Raw genomic sequence first — 25,666 nt, 5'->3', positions numbered from 1 at the left:
CAGATTGCGTTCTTTTTATTTTCAGCTTAATTATATAAAGCTGAAATCCCGCTAGAGGATAACTCTCGGGTAGAACTTTTAAGAAAGATATTGAAACAATTAAACACATGTTGACTAAGCTAACGTCTGGTGTGAAACAAAATTAAGATTTAAAGAATAACCACTCTCTTTTTTTAATATATAACTACCAATTTCTATTTCAATATCACATTCTCAAACATATTACAAGTCTATAAATTTTCCAGTCAGAGGGTTAGGTTAAGTCGTCTATTAAATAGAAGGAGATTATCATGAACGAATTCATTACTGTCACTATGAAAAATAACAAACTGTCATATAAACAAATAGAAAGATGATTACATGAAAAACTATCCAACGAGAGTATCCGTTATCAAAGTGGATGATAGTTCCTATTATATAGGACTGCAATTCTATCACTCTGATACATGGATGACATTAAAATATATATCTCATCGCTACTCTTCCTATGAAAAGGCTGCGGCATCTTATAGAAAACTTGAACAACTTGGTTACATGGATTCGGTCCTATATAAATATGAATTATATAGATAACATTAAGATTGTCAGCATGAACCTGAATTGGATAAACGTATCCGTCGTCACTTCAAACAACTGACTCTTGGAGAATGAAACAAACATATATCAAAGTGAAGGTTTAATAGATATATTTGTTTGATATTTTTAATTCGAAAGGAAATACAATTAATTTCTCCCTAAACAACACAACGAATTAAAAGGCTGCAAAGCGCTTTTTCAGGAAAGCTTTGCAGCCTTTTCATATTTCTAATCCATAACACATAGTAGAACACGATAATCCCTTTATAAAGAAGCAATTCCGTCTATATTAGAATTCAAATATTTTCACACAGCTTTATCCATTCTTTCCAGAGTAGAAATCGTGCATATGATAAAAAAAGAACAGCTTAATTTACGAGATCAGCCTATCAAAAACGACCAATAATGCATCAATCAATTATTTAGACTTCTACCATAAGGTGAGATTCCGTTAGGAATATATACAATTTATTCTCTTTTATTTTTAAACTAGGATTATATCCCTTAAGATATATAGTAATTTTAAGATAATATAAAACAGTTCATAAAAAATCTAGAAATAAATTTAAAAAATAAAAAAAGGGAGCCGGAGCCCCCTCTTTTCAACTAATTTTCATTAGTTCACGAACATTTACTAGTCCATTACCGAACATATCATCGGCACCTTTTTCTCCAAGGTCAACCGAATGCTCACGAATTAGTTGCATGATTTGATCAGGAGTTAATTTTTTGCCAATATCACGATAGTAAGCTAGAATAAGGGCGATTACCCCCGCTACCATTGGTGTAGCCATAGACGTACCAGATAGTTTTGCATAGCGATTGACAGGATATGTACTATAAATATCTACACCTGGAGCAGCTACATCTGTTTCACTGCCGAAATTAGAGAAGGTGGCTCTATCAAGATTTCTATTAATCGCTCCCACTGCAATTACCTCATCATATGATGCTGGCCACCCAACATGAGTATTTTCATTACCAGTAGCAGCAACAATAATAATACCTGTCTCATGGGCACGTTTAATTGCATTTTGTAGGACAGGACCAGGATCATTCGAAGAACCTAGACTCATAGAAATGATATCTACTTGTTCAGAAATAGCCCAATTAATTCCCTTTACAATTGCCTCAACTGAACCAGAACCATCGTCTGCTAATACCTTAGCAATGTAAAGCTCAGCTTTAGGAGCAACCCCAACGATACCAATTGAGTTGTCACACCCAGCAATTATACCTGCACAGTGCGTGCCGTGCCCCTTCCTATCCATTATGTCAGTAAAATTATTTGTAGTAAAATTCATTCCTTTTTTGTAATTGGCAGCAAGATCCGGATGGGTAGCATCAATACCGGTATCTAATATAGCAACCCTAATCCCCTCTCCTTTTGTAATTGACCACATTTGAGGAGCTTGAATCAAATTAACACCCCAATCAATTACTTGTATAGGTGCCACTGATTGAATATCAATTACATCTGATTGGATTTTAAACTTCATTGAAATCCCCCTATAATTATAATAGTTACTAAAGATAACCATTTTTTTTAGAAGGTTCAATAGGAAAGTATTTTATCTCCTAACTACTTCATTACAAGATAAAAGTATAAATAGGAGCACCTTGAAATTGATGGTCTTCTTGTCATTAACATTAAGAAAGTAACACCAAAAGTAAGAATAAAACATAAATAGTTAGCAACTTACAGGTCAACTACTTGGGTAAAAAGATTCAGTTAGCCTTTTTATAACTCGACCGTTTAACTTTATTCAACGCTATTAATTGTTCACAAGTGAGATAGTCATGAGGGAAAATATCCCCACCTTGGTTTGGAAAAAGATCAATACCTGCTTCTTTTAAAATCTCATCCACCAGTTCTGTACAAATAAATTTATTCCTTCTATCTAGTTTATCTATTAGTTTGTTATTTGGAAATTTCGACTTTAAATATAGAGAAATTAATCGGAGCCAATCATATCGCAAACCCTTTCTCTGATATGAAACCGCTGTAGAGATAATAATATCTTGTTGTTCTTTCGTTAACGCATTCTTATTCCTTAACACCATACATTCTAAATTACTAATAGAATATTTCTCCCTTACTATAGAGGATTTAGTATTCCAATCTATCTCTATGATATATCCTCCACCAATATACAAAGCTACATGTGTCCACTTAGAACCTGCCACCTTTTGAATTATCTTTGAGATAAGAGACTTTCCACTTACGACAATAATATCGCCTACTATCATATTGCAAACCACCTTTCCAATTTTAGCAAAAAAATAGGGACCTCTAATTAGAGGCCCCCAAGAAGAGAGAGAAGTAAAAAGGAGTAAATAACATAACAAGCACATATGAGGATTCAAATCATATGATGAACGCTACATTATATATAAGCTATTGCTTTATAACACTCAATCTTCTAAACCACGAGCTCTCGACTGGATAACGTCGACAATATTATCCCAGTAAGAAGGGTTCTCTTCCCTTTTCCATCAGCAACTAAACCTATGCAAATTAAAGTGATGATATTTTTCTTCATCATATATTCTTTTTATTTCCTTTTTAGTTCACTTATTAAACACCCATTGAAAAATTCAAAAACCTTCCAAGTAATGTGCATATGTACTACTGCGGTATAGAATTACTCTTTATTTCTTAACAAAGATGCCATTTTTCTTTCTTGGAATCTTTTCAATCCCAATGCATGTATATAAAGATGGCCCAGAAATTCTTTTATCTTGTTATAGTCCCTCTACAGTACTTCTTTGCCTGCCTCACAAATCATCTTTTGTTACATAAATGATTCCATTGTCTTGATATCAGAATTTACATTAAACAATAGATTCAACCAGATCCTACCTCATTTTTCTCTCCATAAGCCAATGGGAGAATAAACAAAATTATGGCTGCGGTGATACGAAGAAGCACTCCATATTCATCTATCTCACCAATTTTGTAAAAATAAGCCGTACCTATAACTCCCCCTAATGCCCATCCGTAAAAGAAATATCTTAATTTCCATAAAGGTTTCTTGCAGCAGTCAAGAATTTCTTTTATTTCTTTTTTTAATGACTCAATAAATTTCTTCATATTTCATTTCTTCCTCTCTCTCTATTTACCATTTGAGCGTAGTACTTATCTCCTGCTCCAGAAACTTCCCTCAAATATGCCATTTCAGGTATGAATTCGAAGAAAAGTCTCTCTCTAAAACTACTCAAATTATTTTTAATAATATGAAACTCATAAACTGATTGTTTATTTTGGATGTCAGGTCGCAGCTAATAACCTGTTGATTGTTGGCCACGTAGCAAGATACTTCTTTGTAGCAAAACATTACAAATTTTACTTCATATAGAATCTTTACGGATTCCAGTATCTTGAGGTAGATTCACTACATCTAACCCACGCCATTACGTGTAGCCACATTTCACTACACAAGTTGAGACTATATCACGCTTTTAAAGAGAAAAATGCCTCCCATTCGGATTTAAGAAATGCTCACCTGCTCACTTGAACCCTACTCCTTTTGCTGAATCCCAATTTCATTAATAACTTATTTTTCATAATTAGAGTCATAGTTGTTTTTTCTGTGAGGATCTTTTTAATCTCCAATTTCATCCATAACCCTTTAAGCAAGGACAATCATTTGATTATTCATTTTAGTCTCACCTTTTTCTTCTCTCACAGGAGCGTTTGTAACATAACCTTTTTTAGAAGAAAGTCAAGATAAAAAAAACAAGCCGAACTCTTATCCGCTTGTTTTTTCATAAATATAGAATTATTCTGACTCAACGTCTTCTTGAATCTTTTCTACTTGAGTCACTTCTTCTTGAATTTTTTCTTCTAACACAGTCTCATCCACTGGTTCTTTAACAACTTGTACTAAGTCAGCATTCGTTAAAATAGCTTTGTACATTTTCAATTCTTCTTCATCAATATGACGAAGTACGTAATCAAAGACATATGCATTTAGCTTTTTGCCTTCTAACTTATCAATAGCATTAACAAAGCTAACATAATTCCTTAAACGTTTATTGCTGTCATTCTTAGTAATGGACGGCAACAAAGTTAGAGCTGGAAGATATAATGTTTTATTCTTTAAAAGAACTAAAAGTTTATCAGCAATCTCGTTGTCCTGGTTAGTTGCAAAAACAGCCGACTTTGCTTCATTTGTAGTTGCACTAATTAAATTTTTGAATAACTCAATCGCTTCATCAATCTTCTTCATATAATTCATTTTCAACACCACCTCTCTACAATAACTTATTACAACCTTTCCTTTATTAAAAAATCAATACTAAACATGAACTACAGTTAGGAATTGTCCAAACAAGAATTTGACAATATACATTACTAAAGGTTGTTGTATACGTGTAAGAGAGGTGATAAAAATTGAAAAGTCCAAGAAAAGAATATGAATTTTCAGAAAAATGGGTGGAATGCTTAAACTGTTCCCAAGAGTACGTAATCGAGTATGTAATTGATGAGAGAGATACAAAAGGTTGCCCAGTTTGTGGTTCTTATGCTCATGAAGATCCCGCAAGTGAATATAGCAATTGGAGCGCTTAAAAAATGATCGAATACATTGAAAACAATAATTCAGATAAACCACAAGTTAATATATATATCGGAGAAGACGAATGGGCGAAATATTCTTTTCAAAACAAAGTTCGATTATTGTATCGACTTAAAAACTCCGACAATGTACTAGCTAAAGAATTGGTAAAATCTATTTCTTCATTAATAGAAGAAGAACAAAAGATGAGCGAGATTGATTACGAAGCAACAGTAAAACAATGTGAAGATACGATTGAATGGTTTGAATAAAAAATACGTACCAATATTACTTGATTTTTGAAGCAATTAGACACTTCTTACCTTCACGTATACGAATAAACCAACAACAAACATCACAGATTTTAAATCCGGGTATAGAAATTATCTATGTTTTCTGCAAAGAAAACATAAGATATCCCGAAATAACTATTCCCATTTAAGACAACCTATTCCTAGCAGACGAATTTAAACTGATTGGAAAGTTCATTAATTGAGTCACACAATTATTGCTTGATTCAAATTACTAATTTTAAAATCAACAATAACAAAACAGATACTTCCTCTAAATTTCCCCTCAGACATAATCTATGAGTAACTACTATTATCCTTTTCATGAACTATTCTAATCCACGCTTGATTAATTCTTTTATTTTTACATTGCACAGATAAACATTTGTCTTTATATAGAGACGAGAATAAAACAAAACGCCTTAAGGGCGTACTAAAAGGAGTTCGTACCGAAAAAAGCAGGTGAAGTTTCATGTGCAAACCTTGCCCCATGATGAACTACTGCGACGGATTACAAATTTAGCTCCAGATAAGGAGGTAGTCGCTGCATGACTCCAGATGAAATTGGCATTATCGAAAAGATTTTTGTTAGCATTACTGAGGGTGATAAACCTTTTATGGTTCTCTTTGCGATTATCATGCTATTTGCTATCTTTATGTCCATAAAGGTTATGGGATATGTTCGTAGTGTTAGTGATAGTCACAAGGATCAAATGACCTCTATGAATGAAAACATGAAAGAGCAGCGTGAAGACCATTATAAAATGATAGCGGAAGATCGGCTTCGCTCTGACAATCGTGAAAGAGAATTATTCGTAAACTTAGAAAAGAACACCCAACAGCTTGAAGGTATTGCTACAACATTAAAAGAGGTACAATTCAATTTCACTAGCTTAGAAAACAAAGTCACTCAAAACTTTGATTATCTAGAGAAAGAAATTGAAAGTGTTAAGATTAAAGTTAGTAAAAAAGAAAACTACGAGTAATCGTGTTTTTTTATTATACCTAAATTTTAAAATGCTTTAATACCAAATGGTTTGTGTTCATTTTCCATCCCTTCTGGTATTACATTTTTTAAGGTAATTAGAATAATAATTCGGGCAACCAATTATATTCATATGAAATTGAATATCTTCTGTTTCAAAATTACCTTGAATATGATCGTGTCCGCAAACTCAACGGCCTGCATTTATACAAAGAATTGCAATACTATATTAAGGATTTAGCTCAAATCCTATAAACAGGTTATACACTATTGTAAGATACGAAAGAAATACATCATCACCAGCATAATTAATCGATATGTAGCTTAGAATCATTTAATAGGTTCTTAAAAAATCCCCAATCACCTCGTATCTTGAGAAGATATCACCTGGCATCTACTGTATACACCTGAAGTAATTAATGTCATTAGATTAACCATAATATGTTTTTAATTGACGTGTTTTCTTTTTATAAGATGCTCATATTAGTACCACGTAAAATACACGTCTATATGTTATTTATGCTATGTTGGAACATAAGCTTCTTCATCGAAATCAAAAATTTTAGTAACTGCACCAATATGAGTCTGTTATTCATTACGGTTATATTTTGTTTCGATACCTCAAAGTCACTTCAATACACAAAGTTAATGTGCTTTAAACAAGCAAGTGTTATGAACTGAAAAGTATAAGTCAAATTCCTTTTCTAATTGTTCTTATCCCCACAATTTAATTTCCTTTTGATTAAACCTAGTATTTCTAGGCTGTAATTTCCCTAAATTTATTAACTCCGGCGACCGCATCAATAACTATTTAATTAATACTTTTTATCTATTTAAATAAAATTAATAAAAATGTTAGCGTTAAACACCAACAGCTGATAATCTTGTACCAACTCTATATGAAATCTGTATTTTTTCCACATCTTTCTTACTCTCCATAACTAATTTATTTCTTATGAGCTCTTCTTGATCAAGTAATCTATTCAATTCAGAACGTTGCTTGTCAGTAAGTTTATCCAAATTCTCATTTATCCATATAGATTGCTTATTAGATAATGGGTGGAATAGACTTTTAAAAACGTGGCAACCACTACACCCCTCTTTACTTGACCAAGGATATGTGCCAAATTTTAAAAATTCTCCCCTAGTTGCAATTTCGTTATAGTTCGTTTTATTTTTTATTTTATATTTTTCAATAAGCTCATTGGCAAGTTCGCTATGCTTACCGTAATCACATTCATAGAAAATACCATCCGGTGCTAAATATCCCGATAACCCATATCTCATTTCTCTCATTTTTCTATTCCCTCTTGTTCTGTTAATTTATGATTTTTCTAGCTTTTACGAACTGATGTTCTTATTATATAAAAAATAAGAAGAAATTAAAACAAATTTTTGATATTTTTTACCAAATAAATAAAAATTTAAATTTCTTTTCTCTTTTTAATTTTAAGATGTTCTCAAAAAGGGAAAAACTCTATGAATATAAATTTTCTTAATCCTTTTGAAGCATACTCTTCTTTACTGTTTCCACTATTTTAATTTCACAATGAGGAAAATATTTAAACCTATTACCTAAATATTTCATTACAACACGCACTGTTGGACTTGATTATAAAACACTCTGCTTTCTTCTTGTAAATTAGCTTGTTCGCATAACTTTTCAATTTAAGAATTAAGAGGAACAAACTCTTTTTGATTTTAAAGCGTTACATTCTAACTTAGAGTTATACCAGAAATTCGCAAACCTTATATTTTCCTCAAAATAAAAGAGAGACGTAAATACGTCTCTTTCTTTCAAGTATAGTTCATTTATAGTGAGGTACATATCAAGAAAGATAAGTCTTATACTCCTATAATAGGACTCAATAATTAAATTTTGAGACTTTCAAAAAGAGTTACATAATAATTCCCCCTTCTCTTAGGTACCTCTACTCTCCAAAAAATTCTCTGCTGGTGCAAATCTTGCCTCCAACAGTATGTCATTGATAACAAATCCAATATTGAATTCATCGTTTTCCAAATCTAAATAAATGGGTTTAGCTTTCAATTCTTTTTTAATATAGAGTTCATCCATATCTTCAATATTATCCTCTGTAAGTAAGTGTCTTCGATCTTTATTAGGTTCTAACACTGCTATGCCTATAGATGGAAAATACAAAAGAACATTAATTGAACCCACTTTAACATTTTCTTCGAACATTAAATGATAAAAAGAATTCTTAATGATCTCTATCGCTTCTTGCTTATTCATGACTAATTCCTCCCTCAAGCACTCCATCTTCCTTTATACCACATTTGCTAAAAAGCTAAAAGGTACCTTTTCTTATAATTGCTAAATTGAGCTAACTCACCTTTAAATATTTTAGATAATACTTTACACCCTCATTTCTAATGGTTCAAATTCTTAAAATAAGTTAGTCCAGGAAGGAATTATTGTGCTTAAATTTATTAACGTTTGAGGTGAAAAGTTATAGAAATGACAGATAACGACGATATAACCGTTTTGAATTAAGATTTAAAAATTCTCTTCTTGAAAACTCTCTAAAAAGAAAATACAGAAGAATTGAGTGAATTGAAACTCTTTTTGAGAATATAAAATTTCTAAACCCTTTATAAGGACTAATCAATTAATTTAAACATTAATACATTAAAAAACTAACAAAAGCTTTGGACACAATACTTTATCTTATAAAAAAATATAGGACTGAGATAGAACCTATCTACACGATTAGTTAGCGTAAAATCTTTTATAGTACCGGTAAAGTAAAGAAATAAGACACTTCCTATAAAATTATTTTCATCTATAAATTAATAGATACAGAAAGTAAGAGATACAATGATTTCAGAGATGCTGTCTATGTTAGGTATGTGTAGACTTACATAAGGGAGGTGTGGTTGCTTGAAGATTTACCGTGGTAATATAGGGGTAGATTTATCTCTTGAAGAATTCTCTAGACTTATAGTAGATGAAGAGAAAATTGATGACTTGCTCAACCTCATATATACATTGGAGATGGATGAAATAATGAACTATAATAGAGATGACATTCAAGCTCTTGAAGAAAGCCTATTCCAAGAAATTGCAGAATACCAACGCAAACAAAATTCAAATGACACAACTGCAAAAATGGAGTATATCTTAGCCCATTTAAAAAAATACGAGCGTTAAAGCTCCACAAGATGAATACATTCAATCTCTATTGTTTGAATGTACAGCAAGTTTGAAGTAGATTGGGGTAGAAATAGTCCAGCCCTAGTTATTATCAAAAAATATTTTCCAAATTACTCCAACAAATACTTTGCCACCTAAGATTAATGTATCTATATAATTATTATTTCTCACCATCAAAATAAAAAGACTCAGGATAAATTTCCTGAGTCTTCTCTTCTAATGGCCTTTGGAAAACTTAATATAAAAGATGTTACTCCAGCTGCTGTGCCATGAACAGTTATTCTACCTTTATACAAATCCATTACTTCTTTAGCTATGGTCAAGCCTAAACCAGATCCTTGTTTTGAATTCCCCAAATTTTTCCCACGATAATAACGATCAAAGAGAAAAGGAATCTCTTTTTGATCAATAACAACCCCCGTATTGGTAATGGAAATATAAACCACATTATCAGTTCTTTTAGAAATAGTATCTATTTTAACTATATTTGAATTCATTGAATACTTAACAGCATTATCAATAATTGGACTCATCATTAAGAAAAAATGGTTCCTGTCTATAAATATCTCAACATCTTCAGAATCATAGTCTGTCTCAAAAATAAAACTCGGATAGGTTTCTTGCTTAAATCTTAACAAGAAATTTACTAAATATTTCACGTCATAGTAATTGGCACTATCAATATTTGGGATTTGTTTCAAACGGGCTAGTTCCAGCGTAGTTGATATAATGGCCGTTCCTCTAATTATATTATCTTCAATAGCATTTAGTTTTTCAGCAACTAGTTTTTCATCACTTTTTCCATATAATTTAATAACATCAACAGATTGTTTGATTGCCGTAAGATATGTCTTTATCTCATGCGATACATCTTGCATGGAATTAAGGTTGTTTTGTACAAGCTCATGCATCCTGTCTAATACTGCATTAAAACGATGAACAATTTTTGATATTTCTTCTCCATACAAAGGATCTTCAATCCTTGTTTGATAATTATTATCTACTACATTTTCAAAACTTGAATCGATTGCACTTTGTAATGGTTTAAAAATAAATTTTAAACATACTAATACTGACACAACTGAAAAGAAGAAAAACCAAATGAACATATATAGGAAGTTTTCCATGCTATTAACCATTTGCATCTTCAAATTAGGTGTTATATCTTTTTTTATGATTATCGTGTCATAATGACCTTTATGTTTAAAAGAATGTAAAATCTCACCATATGCTTTATTTTTTTCATCAATATAAAAATTATAACTATCTTTATCTGCAGTAGCATCTAGTGATTTCATATGTGCTTTAATAGAATCAAAAAAGGTTGGGACGAATAAGGTCAGTATTTGAGCTTCAAACATACCAAATTTATCATTCTGTTCATACTCAGCTGCATAATGATAATCTTGTGCTCCTTGTTCACCCATGCGAATTTTCATTGATTCACCTGGATAGCTAATCTGCTTAAAGAACTCAGAATCAAGTTCCTGTGATGCACTTATTCCTGATAAAACTATTTTGTCCTGTATTTTCTCTACCCTGGAAAACATAGATTCAAATTCTCTTTGAGTTGTTAGTTGTAGCTCATTATAAATAGAAAATAAATTGACTGGTATTGCTGAAACAAGAACAAGTATAAGGGTTAATAAAACTACTTGCACACGTAGTTTATCACGTTTCACAAAATTATTGAGAAATTTCCTAATCTTATTTCCCATTAGGTATCACCTCTCGATTCCTGATGCAAGGGTATGATTAATGTAAAAATGTTTTTTCCATCTTCATAACTCTTCACATGAATTTTCCCCTTATATAAATGCATCACTTTTTTGGATATTGTTAAACCCATTCCGAACCCTTTCATTGAATTTTCAATATTCTTCCCTCTGTAATATCTATTAAATAACTGTGGGATTTCCTCTTCCTCGATTTGAATACCCCAATTAATAATATCAATATATACGTAGTTTGGATATTTACCTTCTCGAATATGAATGACTATCTCATTACTATGCAATGAATACCTAACTGCATTTTCAATGATAGGATTTAAGGCTAATACAAAATGTTCTTTATTAAAATGAATAATTGGCCATCTTACATCATATTTACTAATAAAATCAAAATCAGGAAAAACCTTTTTTATATATTGTAGGTAATTCTCAATCATTTCTTTTACATCCTGAGATTTTGTAGCATCCATATAAATTCCCAGGTCTAATTTTGCAAGATCGAGAAATGTAGACATAACTTTTGTAATTTGTTCAATATTATCATCTATTGACTTTAGTTTTTGTTCTACAATTAGTTTATTATTTGTTCCGTAAAATCGTAGCACATCAATAGATTGTTTGATTGAGGTTAACTTATTGTTTACCTCATGTGATACATCCTGCATGGACTCTATATTAACTTCAATATTATTTTGCATTTGCTCCATAATACCATTGATTTGATGCTGAACAGTGCTTATTTCTTTTCCATAACTATCCTTTATGTCTATTCTAGCCTTGTAATCCTTTTCTTTTAACTCCACAAATGATTTATCAAGAGCTTTCCCAAGGAAACGAAATACTAGGCCAAGCCCAAAATAGTTAAATATACTTATAGCAATAATAAAATACAATAAGTAAATAAAAAATTCTTTTTGATATTTCTCTATTAGCTTTATAACAATTGGTGTTACGTTTCTTTTTACTATAATTGTTTCATTATTATCTCCATGTTTAAAAGTATGCTTATAAGTCATATAATAAAGGCCGTTTGTTTCATCGTTACGAATTGATATGTTACCTAATTTATTTATTTCTTTTTGATGTCTTTTAACTAAAGTTTCTATTAAAAACGCTGCAAAGTATTTATCTACACTACTTCTTGCTTCTTCGTTTTGTTTAATGTAGAAAGTGTAGTCAGTGTTATTTGCTGCAGATGAAACTTTTATTTCTTCATCTTTTAATAGAATTCCATCAAAAAATTCCTGATGTATCTTATCAACTCCGCCAATTCTCCAAGCTTCATTTTCAATCTGAATCGCCCTGTACTTGATATGACTAAACGCTTCTTCCCCATTTTTTAAAACAACAGAAACAAAAAATAGTAGCTGAATGGGTATTGTAATTAAGGTAACAGCAATGACTGCCACCGCCATTATCTTCATATGTAATTTATTATTTTTTATCCTTCTAGCAACTAGAAACTTCAAGAACATAACCCTTACCTCGAACTGTTTTGATTATATCAACATCAAGTGAATTTCTTAACCTACGGATATTTACTTCCAGAGTATTTGTTTCTTGAAGTTCTGAAGGATCATATCCCCAAATATTTTTATATAATTCTTCTTTAGAAATAATGTGTCCCTTATGAATGATGAAGTAATGTAATAATTCGAAAAGTTGTTTAGTTAAATGAACATGCTTACCCTCAACAATTACTTTGTGCGTTAATAAATTAATCTCAATATTACCGCATCGAGTAATTCCTCCGTTAGAAATATCGTTACTACAACTTCTTCTTAAAACTGTTCGGATTCTCGCAAGCAACACCGTTAAGTCATATGGTTTTGTTATATAATCTTCTGCTCCCATATCTAAGCCTTGCATAATATCTAGCGGTTCGCTTCTTGATGTCAGGAGTAAATATGGAATTTTCTTTTTTTGATTCACTAACCTTGCAACTTCAAGGCCATTTGAAATACGAGTATTTAACTCTCCCACTGTTTTCTTTAACATGACATCTAATATCATTAAGTCATAATCATTAGATACAGCAGCATTGACTGCTTCATCACCAGTAGTAAACCAATCAATATGATAATTTTCGCTTCTTAAAATCATTTCAAGTGTGCTACCGATTTCAACTTCATCTTCAAGTAATAATAATCTGTACAATTTTCTCCCTCCCACAGGTCTTTTAAGTGCGAAATGTTTGAAAACAACGCAAAAAATCTCCTGTTAGAAGGCGAAATTAAGCAGTGAATTCGTTTATCTTTCCATAATTTTTTTTGTACATAATGCAATTAATGTCTGTAAAAGGTACTACTTACGAGTAACGTTCAATCTTGTAAGTATCATCCAAATTCCTCATATTATTTTTTAACCTTTATACGTGAAACACTTTTTATAACTACATGTACATTAACTTTTCTGCTTAAATCCTCTTTTAAAACTTGGAGTAATTCTACATTGTGCTTCATTTTCTCACTTTTGTCGTATTCCTAAAATTCTGGCCTACCTATTCAAGATTGAAAGCATACTTATAAATGTTTACACACCTCAATCATCTTTCACGACATATTTGCCACGAATGAATTTAATCCTACATTTAAGTACGTCATCGTATAGAAAAAATCTAATTAATTCAGTATTTCTGCCAATATAATCGATAGCTTTTTCTTATTTACATACCAATCTGAAATAGAAGCAATACTTTCATAATCCATTCTTAGTCAAACACCTAGCATACTCGGCATTTCAACTACCTGTTTTAAATGTTGATTTAGGTCAAGTTCCATTTTATCTTTCAATTCTTCTGATGTATAGACTTTTATTTCATTTAGTCGAAAAACGTTTTCCTTCCTATTTATATTACATACTATACTCAACTACCTACACTTTCACTTCGTTTAGAAGAGAAAATTCCTAAATAAAGATTTCTGTGGAATTCTAATTTATTAGACCATCTTCACAGTCCATGCGGTTAGAAACCTTATCGCTTCATTCTTTAATTTGAGACTTTGTCCAAATAATTTTCCATATATTAATGAATTCTAGCTACCTTTACTAGCTGTTTATTTTAATGAGAAGATTCCTTCGTTCTTATTAGATTTGAAACCCAGGATACTGTTTAGTTTTTGAAAAAGTGTGTATATGCATCCGCAATGTTGCAAATAGACGACTGAATCGCAATACTATCCACTTCTTTTTGCAAAATAAACACTTTCTTCATGGCAGAAAGTTTGTGAAAGCATATACCATATGTCAAACCTTTCCCTGTATCTTTGTATACGTTATCCCAAAGAGAATAGAAAGTGATTGAATATAACATGTAAATAGCCAACTATTTTATTAGTTACCAGTGCCTGTGCTTAATTTGGTTAGATACAAAATTTAGATACTTTATTGCGCCTCATTTCTTTCACCTCCATTTCGATATACGTCTATTATACACCAAACATACATTCGGTATATAGTACCACTTTATGTATGCGGAAAAATTAATATAGCTCCTGTCATCTCTTGTCCGAAACAAACTCATCTTCTCTTACTTACTTCGCGTTCTTTGAGGAATGCATAAAAATGGCCCATCAAATAATACAATGGGCCATTTTTATACAACTTTTTTAATTTTATTTTTCTTAATATAAAGTATTACGCTATTCATTGTACTTCTTTCAGTTTGTTTACCTAAATAATAGTTATACCAAAATTACTTTTCCTTCTAATGTTCCCCTGACTTTCTCAGCAACCGTGCCCAATGATATCCATATCATCAACTAGTTAAGAAATTCTATCTTGATATCTCTTCGTCCAAAGTCATTCATTCTGTCAGCATCTGTCATATAAATGTCTACTATGTTCCCTTTTATAGCACCACCTCGATCTTCGACAGTGTAAATTCCGTTAATATATGGATAAGAATCACATGTAATTCTTACTCTTGTTCCCATTGGAACCGAGCGATCCATTGCAATCATACCTGGTTGTATTGTCTTACCTGAAGCTGTTATACCTGTAACTCCTGGCTCGTTTAATGTATAAGCAGTACCAATCCCCATAATCGTTCTAGAAACACTAGTATCTTTAGCAGTAGGAGGATCAGATTTGTCTGATGATGGTTTTTCAGGCATCACTGGCCTGGCAGATTCCTTCGCTTCGCGCAATTGCTTAGCTAAATCTGCATTCTCTGCTTGAAGTTTCTGATTCTCTTCTAGAGACTGATGTTTCCCCTGGTTAATAGCTTCGTTTTCATTTTTTATTTCTTCTAATTCAATAGAAAGCTGTTCTGTATTAGCTGCAATTTGTTTTTTTTGTTCTTCTAATACTTTGTTGTTTTCATTCGCGGTTTTTAATTCTAGGACAGTTTGTTTATGGTTTTTCTCTAAGGATTTCACTTCTTTGTTTAACTCTTGAATCTCATAAAATTGAAATCCTACACCGCTAGCCACTACGGTTGCTGCCGTGACTTTTAAACAGTTCTGTATTATTTTTCCCTTTTTGATTTTTGTTTTCATTTTGAATCAAGTCCTCTCATTATTATATTTCTGTTGTTACAGTAGTGAGAAGGTTAGAAGTTTTTATAGAGAAGTAAAATAAAAAAGAGCCCTCCTAAAAGAACGGACTCTTTATACATTATTTTTATTCTTTAACTTCAGGAAACTCTTTCTTTTCGAACCACTGATGACGGCAAGCACGCTTTAAGCATGTATACTTAATCCTTGTTTTCCATTCATCTTTATATGCACGAGGATTTTGACACTCCGGGCATGTATTCTCGACGTAACGTTCTTTGTATGTATTCCCCTTTGTCTTATGACCTCTTGATTGTGCATTATATGATACGATTTGTTTGTTCTCCATATAAACTACCTCATCCCTATGCAAATTTTTAACAGTTGTTTTACCTTAAAAATCATTTACACCATAATATAAAATGTCCAAACAGAATATAAGCACTTACACTTGATTTTACAAGTCTTTATTGTAATTTTTTATTATTTTGATATTCTAAAAAATCATAGAGGATTGACAGCCGCTTTCCTTCGAGGGTTTGAACGAGTTTAAAATCATTTTTCACTGCCTCTACATTATAAATATCTCCAATAATGAAACGCTCGATATCTTCCATTATTGTGGCTAATTCCTTATGAGCAGTGCCGAATTTATCTTCAAAGTCTTTTGCAAACAGAATTGGAAATGAAGCATAAATTCGATTAAATTCATTAATCATATAACGATGAATATACAGCATGTACTCCTTCATTTCCCGAATTTCTTGTAAACCAATAGATACAGCCCTTGATTCTTGTTCTCTATTAATAGGAGGTAATGGCATTTCACCTACAAACTCTTCCAACTTTTCATCTTTAATGGAAGGAGAAATATATCCCTCAGTTGATTCCCCCCTATCTTCATGCGATAAGATTTTTTTCCCTTCTGCTCTTAACAAGACCTCTTCTAATTTATCTCTCGATTGATCAATCACCGCATCATTCTCTTCTTTGTTGTTTTCTAGTAGTTCACCAAATGTTTTCTCAAATATATTTGATTTATCTTTGTTTGACATTTTATTTACTACTCCCTTGTTATATGAATAAGTATGGTGAATTCGGCTTCTTTCAGTAATATTATTAAAACCTACTACTCTTCCAACTGAACCTTGTCTAAAAATTAGAAGCACATGGACATCTTTTTTAGATAGACATTCCCGCTTACACTTCTTGTAAAATTATCCCTTGGATATAATTACTGGTACCACTTAATTTTCCTATATCATACATAAAAAAACTAATTAAATTAGAATGAAGATTCTATGATATTTTATTTATTTACAAATAAATCTGATTATTATCTATAAAAAGAAAGCCATCATCATAAAGATGCCTGCCCTCTTCATTAATTATCTATTCCCACCACCAAGAAATACTACTAATAGACATCTTAGTTGCAGCCATTGAAAGATTAAACATCATTTTTTTGAGCATTCGTTTTTACCTCCTTAATTGTTTTGTCAAACTGTTTTTCTGTCCGTTCTTTTTCTTATGGAAAATATTAAAAGTAGAATAAATACTAAAGTTGAGCTAATAGTTAAAAATATTAAATTCAAATCAGTACCTTTTACATGTGTCATAAACATTGAAGCAGGTAGAACAATTGCCGCAACAAGAGAAATTCCTATCACTATATATTTCTCATATTTAAAACGTATTTTTTCGAAATCAAATTTAAAAGTCCACTCTTGAGAATAAAGAACAAATGCTAATAAAGCATAGCTAAAACCAGATGTAATATCCATTGCATAATTCCTCCAAATATGCTCTTTCAATTCAGAAGGACTAAAAAATCCAAGTGAAGCAAATATGATCATAATTTGAATAATAAGAGGTATAATGACACCTCCTGCAACAGTCACTACAAGTGCCCAAATAATAGAAAGCTTCTCTATAGCAGCTAAATAAAGGAAAGTTATCAGCATTCCTATAATCGGTACTAAATAACCAATACCTTCTTGTTTATTAAAATAGATGGAGTAATTAATAATACTAGTCAAAAATGAAAGTAGAGAAATCACCGTAATGTTTCGATGGAACCTTAAACAGAATATGGCGCACATAATTGCATAACTGCCAATTCCCAAAATTGTTTGAGATAAAACAAACCAACCCAAGTTTGCTGAATTCAAATTTTTCACCCCCTAAGATATAAAAACATATGTATTACACTCTAATAATTTTGCCATACTCCATTTTAAGATACCAATTAACTTTACATAAACATTCAATGAAATTATTGTCATCTTTCTAAATATTCTCACTAACTTATTTTTTTATTTCCCTCCCGGATTTTTTATTTCTTGATTGAATGATCTCACTAGATAAATAAAGTAGATATGTTTCATCAAAACGAAATAACGCAGTGGGGTCAATTTTCTCAAAACGCTTCAAATATATATGTAAAAACAAATACTTAGGATTAATAATTATTTTTTAAAACTTATATTTATAGCTTTTTTATCTTTTACCATTAAGTAATCCCGGGTTTTAAATCTGTATTTTTCTAAACGGCATTCCCAGCTGTTTGCTTTTCTTTCTGGTTTCTAATTTCTAGGCCCTTCCTTGAGTATTCTTATAAATCCGAATCTCTTTACATAATTTACAAATTGCTGCATTCTCATATTCGCCATTTGTTTCTTACTACACTTATGCAACAAGACCCAACTCCTGATCACAACGAGTTGTATACTTGTAGTTGGTAACATCCTCTTTCAGACCAGTGATAGTAACAACTCTAGATTTGCAACAAACAGCTTGGTATCTAGATGTTACTAATATATAATGATTCTTAACCTTAGAAGGTTTGCGGTATTTTACATCACGAGCAAGATCTCGATTAATTTGCATTACAACACGTTTCTTAGAAGCAGTTCTTTTTCCAACACGTTGCTTATACCTCCTGACGGCATGTTCTGTAATTATCATCTTGAGCTTCCCCTTTCGGTTATACAAAAATATTTTCTATCTAATTGGTTTCTATTAAATTTTCTTCACAACTCTCAATAGAAACGTAAGCAGTTAATTTGAAAACGTCAATAAGTCGGTAAAAAAATAAGACGAGCATTTAAGCCCGTCTTACAAGATGACATTATTCCTTAAGTTCTTTTGTCTTTGACGTTACCTTGTTATCATTTATCAATGTCAGCACTGATGCGATAAATGTAACAACAGCAGCAACTTCTGCTTCACCTAATACAGGTAAAGGTTGATAGCCTTTAGAAGTCAAATACTGATTCAACCAGGCTAGTACAAAGACAATAATTCGAATTAATGCCCCCTTATTATCCATTAAAATATCTTTAAACATATGCAACACCCCAAAAAAGAAGATATGGTACTTAATCACCATAACGAATTACAGAGATTAGAGCCATATCCTACTTTTTCTTCTCCTAACTTAAATCACATTTGCGAAATCATGTTCTTAAGGGAGAGTAAACAAGTTCTATTATTGTTGCTATTTAGCTTTCACTCATTGGTGCATACAATTATCATAGTTTACCTTAACCACATATCCAAGTTCCACAATTTTTAAATCCACTATTTTTCTCAAGGCTAGTAGGAATTTTTAATTGCTCGTAAGCTTCTATTAACTTATGAACTATATCCTCTGATGCAGCTTCATCCCCTAATTTGAATTCCCTCTTTCAAACATCTCTTTAGAGTATTAAGCGAGGGATTTCAATGTAGCGGTTTTTAATATTGCTGTTGTTAATAATTTTAGGAAGCCAGGTTAGCCCCTTTCTTGTTCCTTATAATCATGATTAACTGGTAAATTTAAACTTGTATACATATATAAACCAAACAAGTGACTTACAAACATCTTTACCCTAGTACATTTACCTTTCTCCCTACTTTAGTTAAGGGTATTAACTCTAAAAAAAGGGAGCCTCTTTCAAGGAGCTCTTGAACTAATTGGCTAAGACTTAACAATCATTCATGATGTTTGAAAATTGCTCCGGAGTCGTATGCTTAGAAATAGAGCGGATAAGACATGATAAGTTAGGTTGTTGTTTTGCAGCAAACACTGCTTGATCAATTACTTCCATATACCCTTTCCCTTTACACATACAGCAAAATCCTTTCTCCGTTATACCGGTGCTATCACACCATGAACATGAACGATTCTTTAGCATAGCTAACCCTTCCTTTCAAAAAATATATACTGAACGAATGATCGTAATCCTCACTTTTTTATAGCAGGAATGTATTTTAGTTGACCATTCCGAACTGTCTAACATAGGAAAGTATGAATCTACTTCATTGAGTGTATTATGAATGCGCGTAGAATAAAGATGAGAAACTATTGGTAGGAACAATTTATATGTTTGCTGACTAACAATAACAACAATATCTTTATCCTTTAATTGTTCACCCCTAAATTGAATGTAATCAAATCCTCCAAAAACAAAGTTTACATCTATTAAATAGCAATAATCTATTTTCAAAGGTATTGGACTCTCTTATAGGAAGTACTGTATTAAATCAATCTTTAATGTTTTGTGACTGAGTAAAAAAATTTTATAATCCATAATTAATTTATCTTTCTTTGTTGATATGAAATGGGTCATATCATCTTTTAATCGACAAAACATTCTATTATCAAAACCAAGACTTATTAATTGTAGACATTAATTTTGTAATATTCATTTATTATCCTTCCCCGTTTCGTATTTTGTAACAAGTTCCTGTGCACGCAATAGAATTTCCACATCTTCATACAACTCAAACTGTTTTACGGGGTCCTTTTCATCCTTAGCACGTTTTTCCACCTTTTCAAGAAGGCTTCCAAGATTAAAAGTTTTTTCTTGTTTCATAACTTGTTTAGTTAAATATTCATACTCTTCTATTAAACAGTTGGATAATTGTTCTACAGATTTTTCATGCGATAAAGTTTGTCTATAAGAATTATAAAGGGTCATCGTAAATTGATGGAGCCCTTGTTTTAACTCCGACCGTAACCTTCTCTGATCACTCATATAATCACCTCCACCAATAAATAATCTATTTTAAAATGGTAAATCATCATCACTGATATTTATGTCATCAGTGAACATTTCAAAGTTATTTTGTTGTTGATTACTATTATTATCAAAGGTAAAAGATACAATGTTATTTGCGCGTAATTCCCAGTACGTAGTTTTATCCTTCTTAGAAGATTTCATTTTACCGATTACTTGCACAACAGAACCTTTCTTTTGGTATCTTTGTACCTTTTCACCCATTTTCCCCCAAACAGATACATTAAAGAAATCAGTAGTTTTTTTATCTCCATACCCATCATCTACTGCTACAGCAAAACGACAAACTGTCTTTTCACCATACGTATTACTCTCAGGATCACGAGTTAAGCGACCTGTAATTGTAATAATTTGATGCATAATAAATTACCTCCAACTAATGTTTAATTAATTTGGTAAAAATGTTTCATTTGCCACATAGTCATGAAGCTGTTTTAACGACAGAAATACAGCCGATTTAGTGGAGATTTTACTTTTCTTTAAAATCCTGTATAAAAACTTTACTTCTATTTATGACAAGTGAAGATTGCATTTCTTCCCTATTTTTCTCTATAAGTTTATTAAAAGGAGACTGCTGATAGTTTATTTACTATCTTTTTGAAAGAAATACCTACATATTTCTATTAAAATATGATTATCATTAGTAGTGTCATGACTTATGAAAATAGAAGTACTCCTTAAACATTTCATGTTATAGGAAAATGTTTTTAATGAAACAACGTCAAACTGCTTTTATGAGTTGTTAATAAATAACTCCTCTCAAAACGTAAGCACTTAAAAATTAAAAATCAAGGTAAAAAAAGAGCTTTCCCACGTAGTTTTTTTCTACACAAGTAAACTCTTTACATTAGGCGTATATAGTATTTTAAATATATCTAATCTGTTAATAGTACGAGTGAGAGAATAATCATAAGTTACCAGAAAGAACAGGTTACAAAATCGCGTAAACCTTACCAACTACTACCCACCTAGCTAGGAATCCTCTTCGACCATTAGTATATCTGTAGTATTATCGTTACATTAGTTACCTAGTACTAATTCATAACCTAGCCAATAAATAATTATTGTATTTCTAGTCTCATAAACCCTTGGGACTAAGTTGCTTAAAAATGTTTTCAACTAATATCAAACTCCTTTTCGTTTTATTAAAAACAAACGACCCAAACGGTATTTTAATCCGTGCTACCGCATAGGCTATGCAGAGCTATAGAACTATAATTTTTTAAAATGACGAACTTGAACCTGTAACTCTATGTGTGTAAGATAAGCGCTCTAACAGCTAAGCGAAGAAGAAATAGTATTTAAAATCATAAGTACTTCTCTTTTATTTTCCGGTATTTACTTTTTATATTTAAATTAAGGGCTCCTACCACTCCCCTAATCTAGTATCGAATACTAGGGTCTTCTTCCTCACAGCGAAGACCATCCTAAAATCTATTAATTTAATTTTAAATATATTTGCTAGATTATTAATAAAACCCTATGATCAAATGAAGTCAATAATAACTTTTAAATTATCTAAATAAAAAAGCAGACACAACATGTGCCTACTTTTTTGGAAATTAATATCTTGTTAGATTTGCATAAGATAGAGAAACCCAACCATCATGCACTCTCGCCCATCCGCCACTAATATCGTAGATATTCCACGTTTCTCCATTAGGGATAGTACGAATAATATCCCCATCTGTAGAAGATTGTGTACGAACGTTTAGATTTGCAGTAGTTGTAATTTTCCCAATTGGATCACGTTTTCCCGCTAGATTTTCTGGATTTCCATTAGAACTTCCTGCAGGAGTAAACTTAACATAAGCAGGACCTGCTGACACCCACTGGTTTCCTCCAACATTGTATAGACCATTAGATAGTCCCCAAGTTTGATACATTTCACCTTTTTTCACTGTCTTAACAACTCGTGAATCAAAGCTAGCAAATTCCCTTACATTAAGTTCTGGAACAAGAATCTCAACAACACCAATACCATCTGAAGATGGGGGTTGAGTTACTGGTGGTGCTATAGTTGCACCCGTACCAGTAAGTTCAGCTTGTACTGCTGCTAAGAAACTATTCCAGCGCCCTTCATCTAAGATACGGTGTGGGCAATTCTTAACTGCTCTAGAATTACCGTTTCGAACACCAATCTCTGTCCAACTCTTATGAGTACGCACACGATCAATTCCCCATCCGCGTTCTCGTAACAGTTGAGCAACGAATTTAATTGCTAAACTTTCAGCTTTTTCGTATCTTGGACCACCAGACAACGAGTAACAGATTTCAACACCGATAGATTTTCGGTTTCCATTCCCACTGCCATCTCCACAATGCCAAGCATTACGATTAACTGGAATACCCTGAATAACTTCAATATCATCTACTGCAAAATGAAATGAAACCTCATTGTTATTTCCAACCATGTAATTTATTTCGTTTTTTGCAGGAGCATCATTATACGTATTATGCACTGTAATATACTCTGCGTTCATAGAATAAGGAGCTTTGATTGGATATTTACTTGCAGCCACAAGATTTTGTATAACTGGAATGGCCATAGTCGTACACCTCCGTATAGATTAAAATGCACGACTAAATTAACCACTTCCTATTTTTAGTTCAAGGTTAAACTTAATCTACTTTATTGAGCGCTCCTAAATGAAGAGAACTGATATGTCTATTTTTTTCTGTACCGCACTGTTTTTACCATTTGTCTACTACACTATTTCCAGAAAACAAAGGTAGCCTTTTCCATCCTATATTCTCTTTAATACCTGGCTATTAAGCTAAACCTGCTACTACCTTATCTTCTACCACCTCAAAGGATAGTTTAAAGCCTTCTTCTTCAACTAAATAAGTAGCAAGTTCACTTAGGATATATGCTGTGTATTCGTGCTTGTACTCTACAGACTCTTTAAAACCTAACATATTTGCCTTTTTATAGAAAACAGAAGAAAATAGAATTTCGTAAACCTTAATTCCACTAGGGTCTAAGCAAACTGTTTGACTAGCAGCTCCGTCTTCAATGATTTCGTTAACAACTTCATCAAGGATACTTTTTATTTTTCCCTCAGTAGTCTTAGCAGGTCTTTGTTGTTCTACTTGATCTTTAATATTTGCAGCAAAATCTTCTTTGGTATTCACTTCGAATTGAGCCTTTATGTCTTCTACAAGTTTATTGAAAGCAGCTTGTTCCTTGATGAAAGCTGCAAGATTAGCCTTTGGTTCTAATTTCATGTAAGGAATCATTACTGAAAAATCCATATCTACTTTCGCTACTTGTTCACGAATTTGTTTAGAAAGTTGTTGAGTTGAAATTTGAGAAGCTAATAAGCTAGCAAGAATTGGTTCTTGTATTGTTTTCTCTTCAGATTCAATTCCTACAATAGATAAGAGTTCTGTCAATAATGGATCAGTGAAAATACGAGAAATTACTTCGTTAATCCCTGCATGAGTTTCATTACCTTGTGGGTGTGCATTTAATACTGTTTTAAATTCTATTACCTCTCTTGGAGATGTTTCTAATAAAGCCTTTGCTACAGATTCAATGTATTCTTTAGCTAATGTTTTTTGCATAGTTAAAATCCTCCTGTATTGTCTTAGTTTGCTTAGTTATTTGTTACTCGATTTATATAGCGCTCGCTATCTGCAATTTCAAAAATATGAAAATCCACTCTAGTTAAGAGGTGTTTATTAGTGTTTAAGAAATCTTCTTTTGTTTTTAATGTAATGCAATCTAATGTATAATTCCTCTAACTAGAAAACCAGATACGTGAGGAACAACTACATCTGGTACTGCATCCAGAACACTACCTTCTACCGGTCCTAATTCTTCTGTTGTCAATCTGTTCATATTCCTTTTGAATTCTTTAAAACTACAGACTGTATTTTATGAAGTGCATCAGCCCACCTCATCTTACCTCTTATTTTGAGTCGCTTTAAGAGGATTCGACGTTATATTTTTTTGTATGTACAAACAAAACCATTTGAGAACAAAAAGTCAATAGGTCAGAAGAAAATTGTACACTTGTAATTTTCATTAAATCAATAAGACGTTATCCAACGCTTTATTCTGGTAATAATTTAATTTCTCTCACTAACACACGAAAAGGTTCAAATCCATGTGAAACAATAATATCTGTATTTGCCCTTGATTTGAATTTACAATCTCTTTTTAAGGCAAACATTTTCCCACTCGCAATTACAACATCACCTTTTTTAGCACTGAGTTTCTGCCATAAAGTTACTGGTACTACAATTAGTAGCTCACCAAAACCATCATTAAGTGTTACATAGACAATATTAGCACTCGCAGTATCACTTAGATTATTCATGTTTACAATACTCTGAATCTGTCCACCACAAACAATTTCCTTCTCCTGCATTCCACTAGATTTTAAATTGTAGGAGAATTCGCTAATATGAGATTGTAGTCTCTTCATTAGTTTTGCTGCTTCTAACACCTCCGTATTAGTGTCTACTAGTACATCTAGTTCGTTATTTACATAAATTTCTTTTAGTATATTTGTCATTTGAAAAATCCTTTATCACATAGTTTTTTGTTTTTTCAATAGATTAGATTATATTTTTATAGAGGAATACAGTAGAATCCACTAAAAATAAAAAAAGACCACTGATTCGATAAGTCAATTCTCATCCAATCAAAACAGGTCCTTTACGATCTATTACTCCGATTAATAACTTCAAATATGCATTGAAAATTGCGAACAAATGCTAAATATGTCTTAATAATCAAGTATGTAATTACAGTCTACTTACTACATTAGTCAATCCCTCA

General features: G+C 31.8%; 27 protein-coding genes and 2 pseudogenes. 6 read left to right on the top strand and 23 right to left on the bottom strand.

Translation table 11 applies throughout. The annotated features are described in order from the left end of the window. Positions 1-360 precede the first annotated feature (360 nt). Together MKY90_RS28305 and MKY90_RS28300 are read left to right on the top strand one after the other, a co-directional pair. On the top strand, positions 361-573 hold the full coding sequence (locus MKY90_RS28305) for a hypothetical protein (RefSeq protein WP_141507014.1): 213 nt from the start codon (positions 361-363) through the stop codon (positions 571-573). Between the two features lie 24 nt (positions 574-597). After that, positions 598-982: pseudogene (locus MKY90_RS28300) on the top strand (DDE-type integrase/transposase/recombinase); the annotation flags it as partial. Between the two features lie 196 nt (positions 983-1,178). On the opposite strand, the gene MKY90_RS28295 reads toward MKY90_RS28300, so the two are convergent. The 4 genes from MKY90_RS28295 to MKY90_RS28280 all read right to left on the bottom strand — a co-directional run bounded on the left by MKY90_RS28295 (position 1,179) and on the right by MKY90_RS28280 (position 4,817). After that, the gene (locus MKY90_RS28295; RefSeq protein ID WP_098168837.1) at positions 1,179-2,075 is read right to left on the bottom strand and encodes a S8 family peptidase; all 897 of its coding nucleotides are present in this window, start codon (positions 2,073-2,075) and stop codon (positions 1,179-1,181) included. A 229-nt stretch (positions 2,076-2,304) separates the two neighbouring features. Further along, the gene (locus MKY90_RS28290) at positions 2,305-2,826 is read right to left on the bottom strand and encodes a hypothetical protein (protein WP_341093475.1); all 522 of its coding nucleotides are present in this window, start codon (positions 2,824-2,826) and stop codon (positions 2,305-2,307) included. Between the two features lie 598 nt (positions 2,827-3,424). Beyond that, positions 3,425-3,670, bottom strand: a complete 246-nt coding sequence (locus MKY90_RS28285; RefSeq protein WP_098168835.1) for a hypothetical protein — start codon at positions 3,668-3,670, stop codon at positions 3,425-3,427. A 688-nt stretch (positions 3,671-4,358) separates the two neighbouring features. Further along, the gene (locus MKY90_RS28280; RefSeq protein ID WP_341093473.1) at positions 4,359-4,817 is read right to left on the bottom strand and encodes a hypothetical protein; all 459 of its coding nucleotides are present in this window, start codon (positions 4,815-4,817) and stop codon (positions 4,359-4,361) included. Positions 4,818-4,972: 155 nt separating this feature from the next. Between MKY90_RS28280 and MKY90_RS28275 the strand changes: the two genes are divergently transcribed. The 3 genes from MKY90_RS28275 to MKY90_RS28265 all read left to right on the top strand — a co-directional run bounded on the left by MKY90_RS28275 (position 4,973) and on the right by MKY90_RS28265 (position 6,411). Beyond that, complete coding sequence (locus MKY90_RS28275; RefSeq protein ID WP_341093471.1) at positions 4,973-5,149, top strand: hypothetical protein; 177 nt, start codon at positions 4,973-4,975, stop codon at positions 5,147-5,149. A gap of 3 nt (positions 5,150-5,152) precedes the next feature. Next, positions 5,153-5,407, top strand: a complete 255-nt coding sequence (locus MKY90_RS28270; protein ID WP_098168833.1) for a hypothetical protein — start codon at positions 5,153-5,155, stop codon at positions 5,405-5,407. Between the two features lie 566 nt (positions 5,408-5,973). Beyond that, positions 5,974-6,411, top strand: a complete 438-nt coding sequence (locus MKY90_RS28265; RefSeq protein WP_012259950.1) for a hypothetical protein — start codon at positions 5,974-5,976, stop codon at positions 6,409-6,411. Positions 6,412-7,271: 860 nt separating this feature from the next. Here the strand turns inward: MKY90_RS28265 and MKY90_RS28260 are convergent. Then, a complete protein-coding gene (locus MKY90_RS28260) occupies positions 7,272-7,706 on the bottom strand; it encodes a hypothetical protein (protein ID WP_341093468.1) in 435 nt (144 codons plus the stop codon). A 625-nt stretch (positions 7,707-8,331) separates the two neighbouring features. Then, the gene (locus MKY90_RS28255; RefSeq protein WP_341093466.1) at positions 8,332-8,664 is read right to left on the bottom strand and encodes a hypothetical protein; all 333 of its coding nucleotides are present in this window, start codon (positions 8,662-8,664) and stop codon (positions 8,332-8,334) included. A 648-nt stretch (positions 8,665-9,312) separates the two neighbouring features. Between MKY90_RS28255 and MKY90_RS28250 the strand changes: the two genes are divergently transcribed. Next, a complete protein-coding gene (locus MKY90_RS28250) occupies positions 9,313-9,582 on the top strand; it encodes a hypothetical protein (RefSeq protein WP_012259948.1) in 270 nt (89 codons plus the stop codon). A gap of 191 nt (positions 9,583-9,773) precedes the next feature. On the opposite strand, the gene MKY90_RS28245 is transcribed toward MKY90_RS28250, so the two are convergent. The 17 genes and pseudogenes from MKY90_RS28245 to MKY90_RS28165 all read right to left on the bottom strand — a co-directional run bounded on the left by MKY90_RS28245 (position 9,774) and on the right by MKY90_RS28165 (position 25,400). Next, positions 9,774-11,303 (bottom strand): sensor histidine kinase, encoded by a 1,530-nt coding sequence (locus tag MKY90_RS28245; protein ID WP_341093464.1) that lies wholly within the window; start codon positions 11,301-11,303, stop codon positions 9,774-9,776. Beyond that, on the bottom strand, positions 11,303-12,793 hold the full coding sequence (locus MKY90_RS28240; RefSeq protein ID WP_341093460.1) for a sensor histidine kinase: 1,491 nt from the start codon (positions 12,791-12,793) through the stop codon (positions 11,303-11,305). The genes MKY90_RS28245 and MKY90_RS28240 overlap by 1 nt, the downstream gene beginning before the upstream one ends. Continuing rightward, positions 12,768-13,475 carry a response regulator transcription factor gene (locus tag MKY90_RS28235; RefSeq protein ID WP_098168829.1) on the bottom strand — a complete coding sequence of 236 codons (708 nt, stop codon included), beginning with the start codon at positions 13,473-13,475 and terminating at the stop codon, positions 12,768-12,770. The genes MKY90_RS28240 and MKY90_RS28235 overlap by 26 nt, the downstream gene beginning before the upstream one ends. Positions 13,476-14,398: 923 nt before the next feature. Then, positions 14,399-14,662 (bottom strand): annotated as a pseudogene (locus MKY90_RS28230) (hypothetical protein); the annotation flags it as partial. Positions 14,663-15,079: 417 nt separating this feature from the next. Further along, the gene (locus tag MKY90_RS28225; protein ID WP_341093458.1) at positions 15,080-15,751 is read right to left on the bottom strand and encodes a 3D domain-containing protein; all 672 of its coding nucleotides are present in this window, start codon (positions 15,749-15,751) and stop codon (positions 15,080-15,082) included. Between the two features lie 190 nt (positions 15,752-15,941). Continuing rightward, entirely contained in the window at positions 15,942-16,163 is a 222-nt protein-coding gene (locus MKY90_RS28220; protein ID WP_000428645.1) for a hypothetical protein, read from the bottom strand. A 118-nt stretch (positions 16,164-16,281) separates the two neighbouring features. Further along, positions 16,282-16,869 (bottom strand): hypothetical protein, encoded by a 588-nt coding sequence (locus MKY90_RS28215; protein ID WP_012259942.1) that lies wholly within the window; start codon positions 16,867-16,869, stop codon positions 16,282-16,284. A gap of 444 nt (positions 16,870-17,313) precedes the next feature. Beyond that, complete coding sequence (locus MKY90_RS28210; protein ID WP_341093455.1) at positions 17,314-17,985, bottom strand: hypothetical protein; 672 nt, start codon at positions 17,983-17,985, stop codon at positions 17,314-17,316. A 517-nt stretch (positions 17,986-18,502) separates the two neighbouring features. Continuing rightward, positions 18,503-18,781, bottom strand: coding sequence for a hypothetical protein (locus tag MKY90_RS28205; RefSeq protein WP_341093453.1), 279 nt, complete (start codon positions 18,779-18,781; stop codon positions 18,503-18,505). A 163-nt stretch (positions 18,782-18,944) separates the two neighbouring features. Further along, a complete protein-coding gene (locus MKY90_RS28200; RefSeq protein ID WP_012259940.1) occupies positions 18,945-19,163 on the bottom strand; it encodes a phage holin in 219 nt (72 codons plus the stop codon). Between the two features lie 619 nt (positions 19,164-19,782). After that, on the bottom strand, positions 19,783-19,992 hold the full coding sequence (locus tag MKY90_RS28195) for a hypothetical protein (protein WP_098168826.1): 210 nt from the start codon (positions 19,990-19,992) through the stop codon (positions 19,783-19,785). A gap of 15 nt (positions 19,993-20,007) precedes the next feature. Continuing rightward, positions 20,008-20,175 carry a dihydrofolate reductase gene (locus tag MKY90_RS28190; protein ID WP_238536160.1) on the bottom strand — a complete coding sequence of 56 codons (168 nt, stop codon included), beginning with the start codon at positions 20,173-20,175 and terminating at the stop codon, positions 20,008-20,010. A gap of 327 nt (positions 20,176-20,502) precedes the next feature. Then, a complete protein-coding gene (locus MKY90_RS28185) occupies positions 20,503-20,835 on the bottom strand; it encodes a hypothetical protein (protein ID WP_098168824.1) in 333 nt (110 codons plus the stop codon). 30 nt (positions 20,836-20,865) lie between these two features. Next, on the bottom strand, positions 20,866-21,237 hold the full coding sequence (locus MKY90_RS28180) for a single-stranded DNA-binding protein (protein WP_098168823.1): 372 nt from the start codon (positions 21,235-21,237) through the stop codon (positions 20,866-20,868). Between the two features lie 1,202 nt (positions 21,238-22,439). Then, positions 22,440-23,426, bottom strand: a complete 987-nt coding sequence (locus MKY90_RS28175; RefSeq protein WP_341093449.1) for an N-acetylmuramoyl-L-alanine amidase — start codon at positions 23,424-23,426, stop codon at positions 22,440-22,442. A 223-nt stretch (positions 23,427-23,649) separates the two neighbouring features. Beyond that, positions 23,650-24,444, bottom strand: a complete 795-nt coding sequence (locus tag MKY90_RS28170) for a hypothetical protein (protein WP_341093447.1) — start codon at positions 24,442-24,444, stop codon at positions 23,650-23,652. Between the two features lie 491 nt (positions 24,445-24,935). Next, positions 24,936-25,400 carry a hypothetical protein gene (locus tag MKY90_RS28165; protein ID WP_012259934.1) on the bottom strand — a complete coding sequence of 155 codons (465 nt, stop codon included), beginning with the start codon at positions 25,398-25,400 and terminating at the stop codon, positions 24,936-24,938. Positions 25,401-25,666 lie beyond the last annotated feature (266 nt).

The organism is Bacillus sp. FSL P2-0099, from assembly GCF_038007445.1.
Classification (GTDB): Bacteria; Bacillota; Bacilli; order Bacillales; family Bacillaceae_G; genus Bacillus_A; species Bacillus_A mycoides.
The sequence above is the reverse complement of the archived record's forward strand: the minus strand, read 5'-3'. Positions and strand labels throughout refer to the sequence as shown.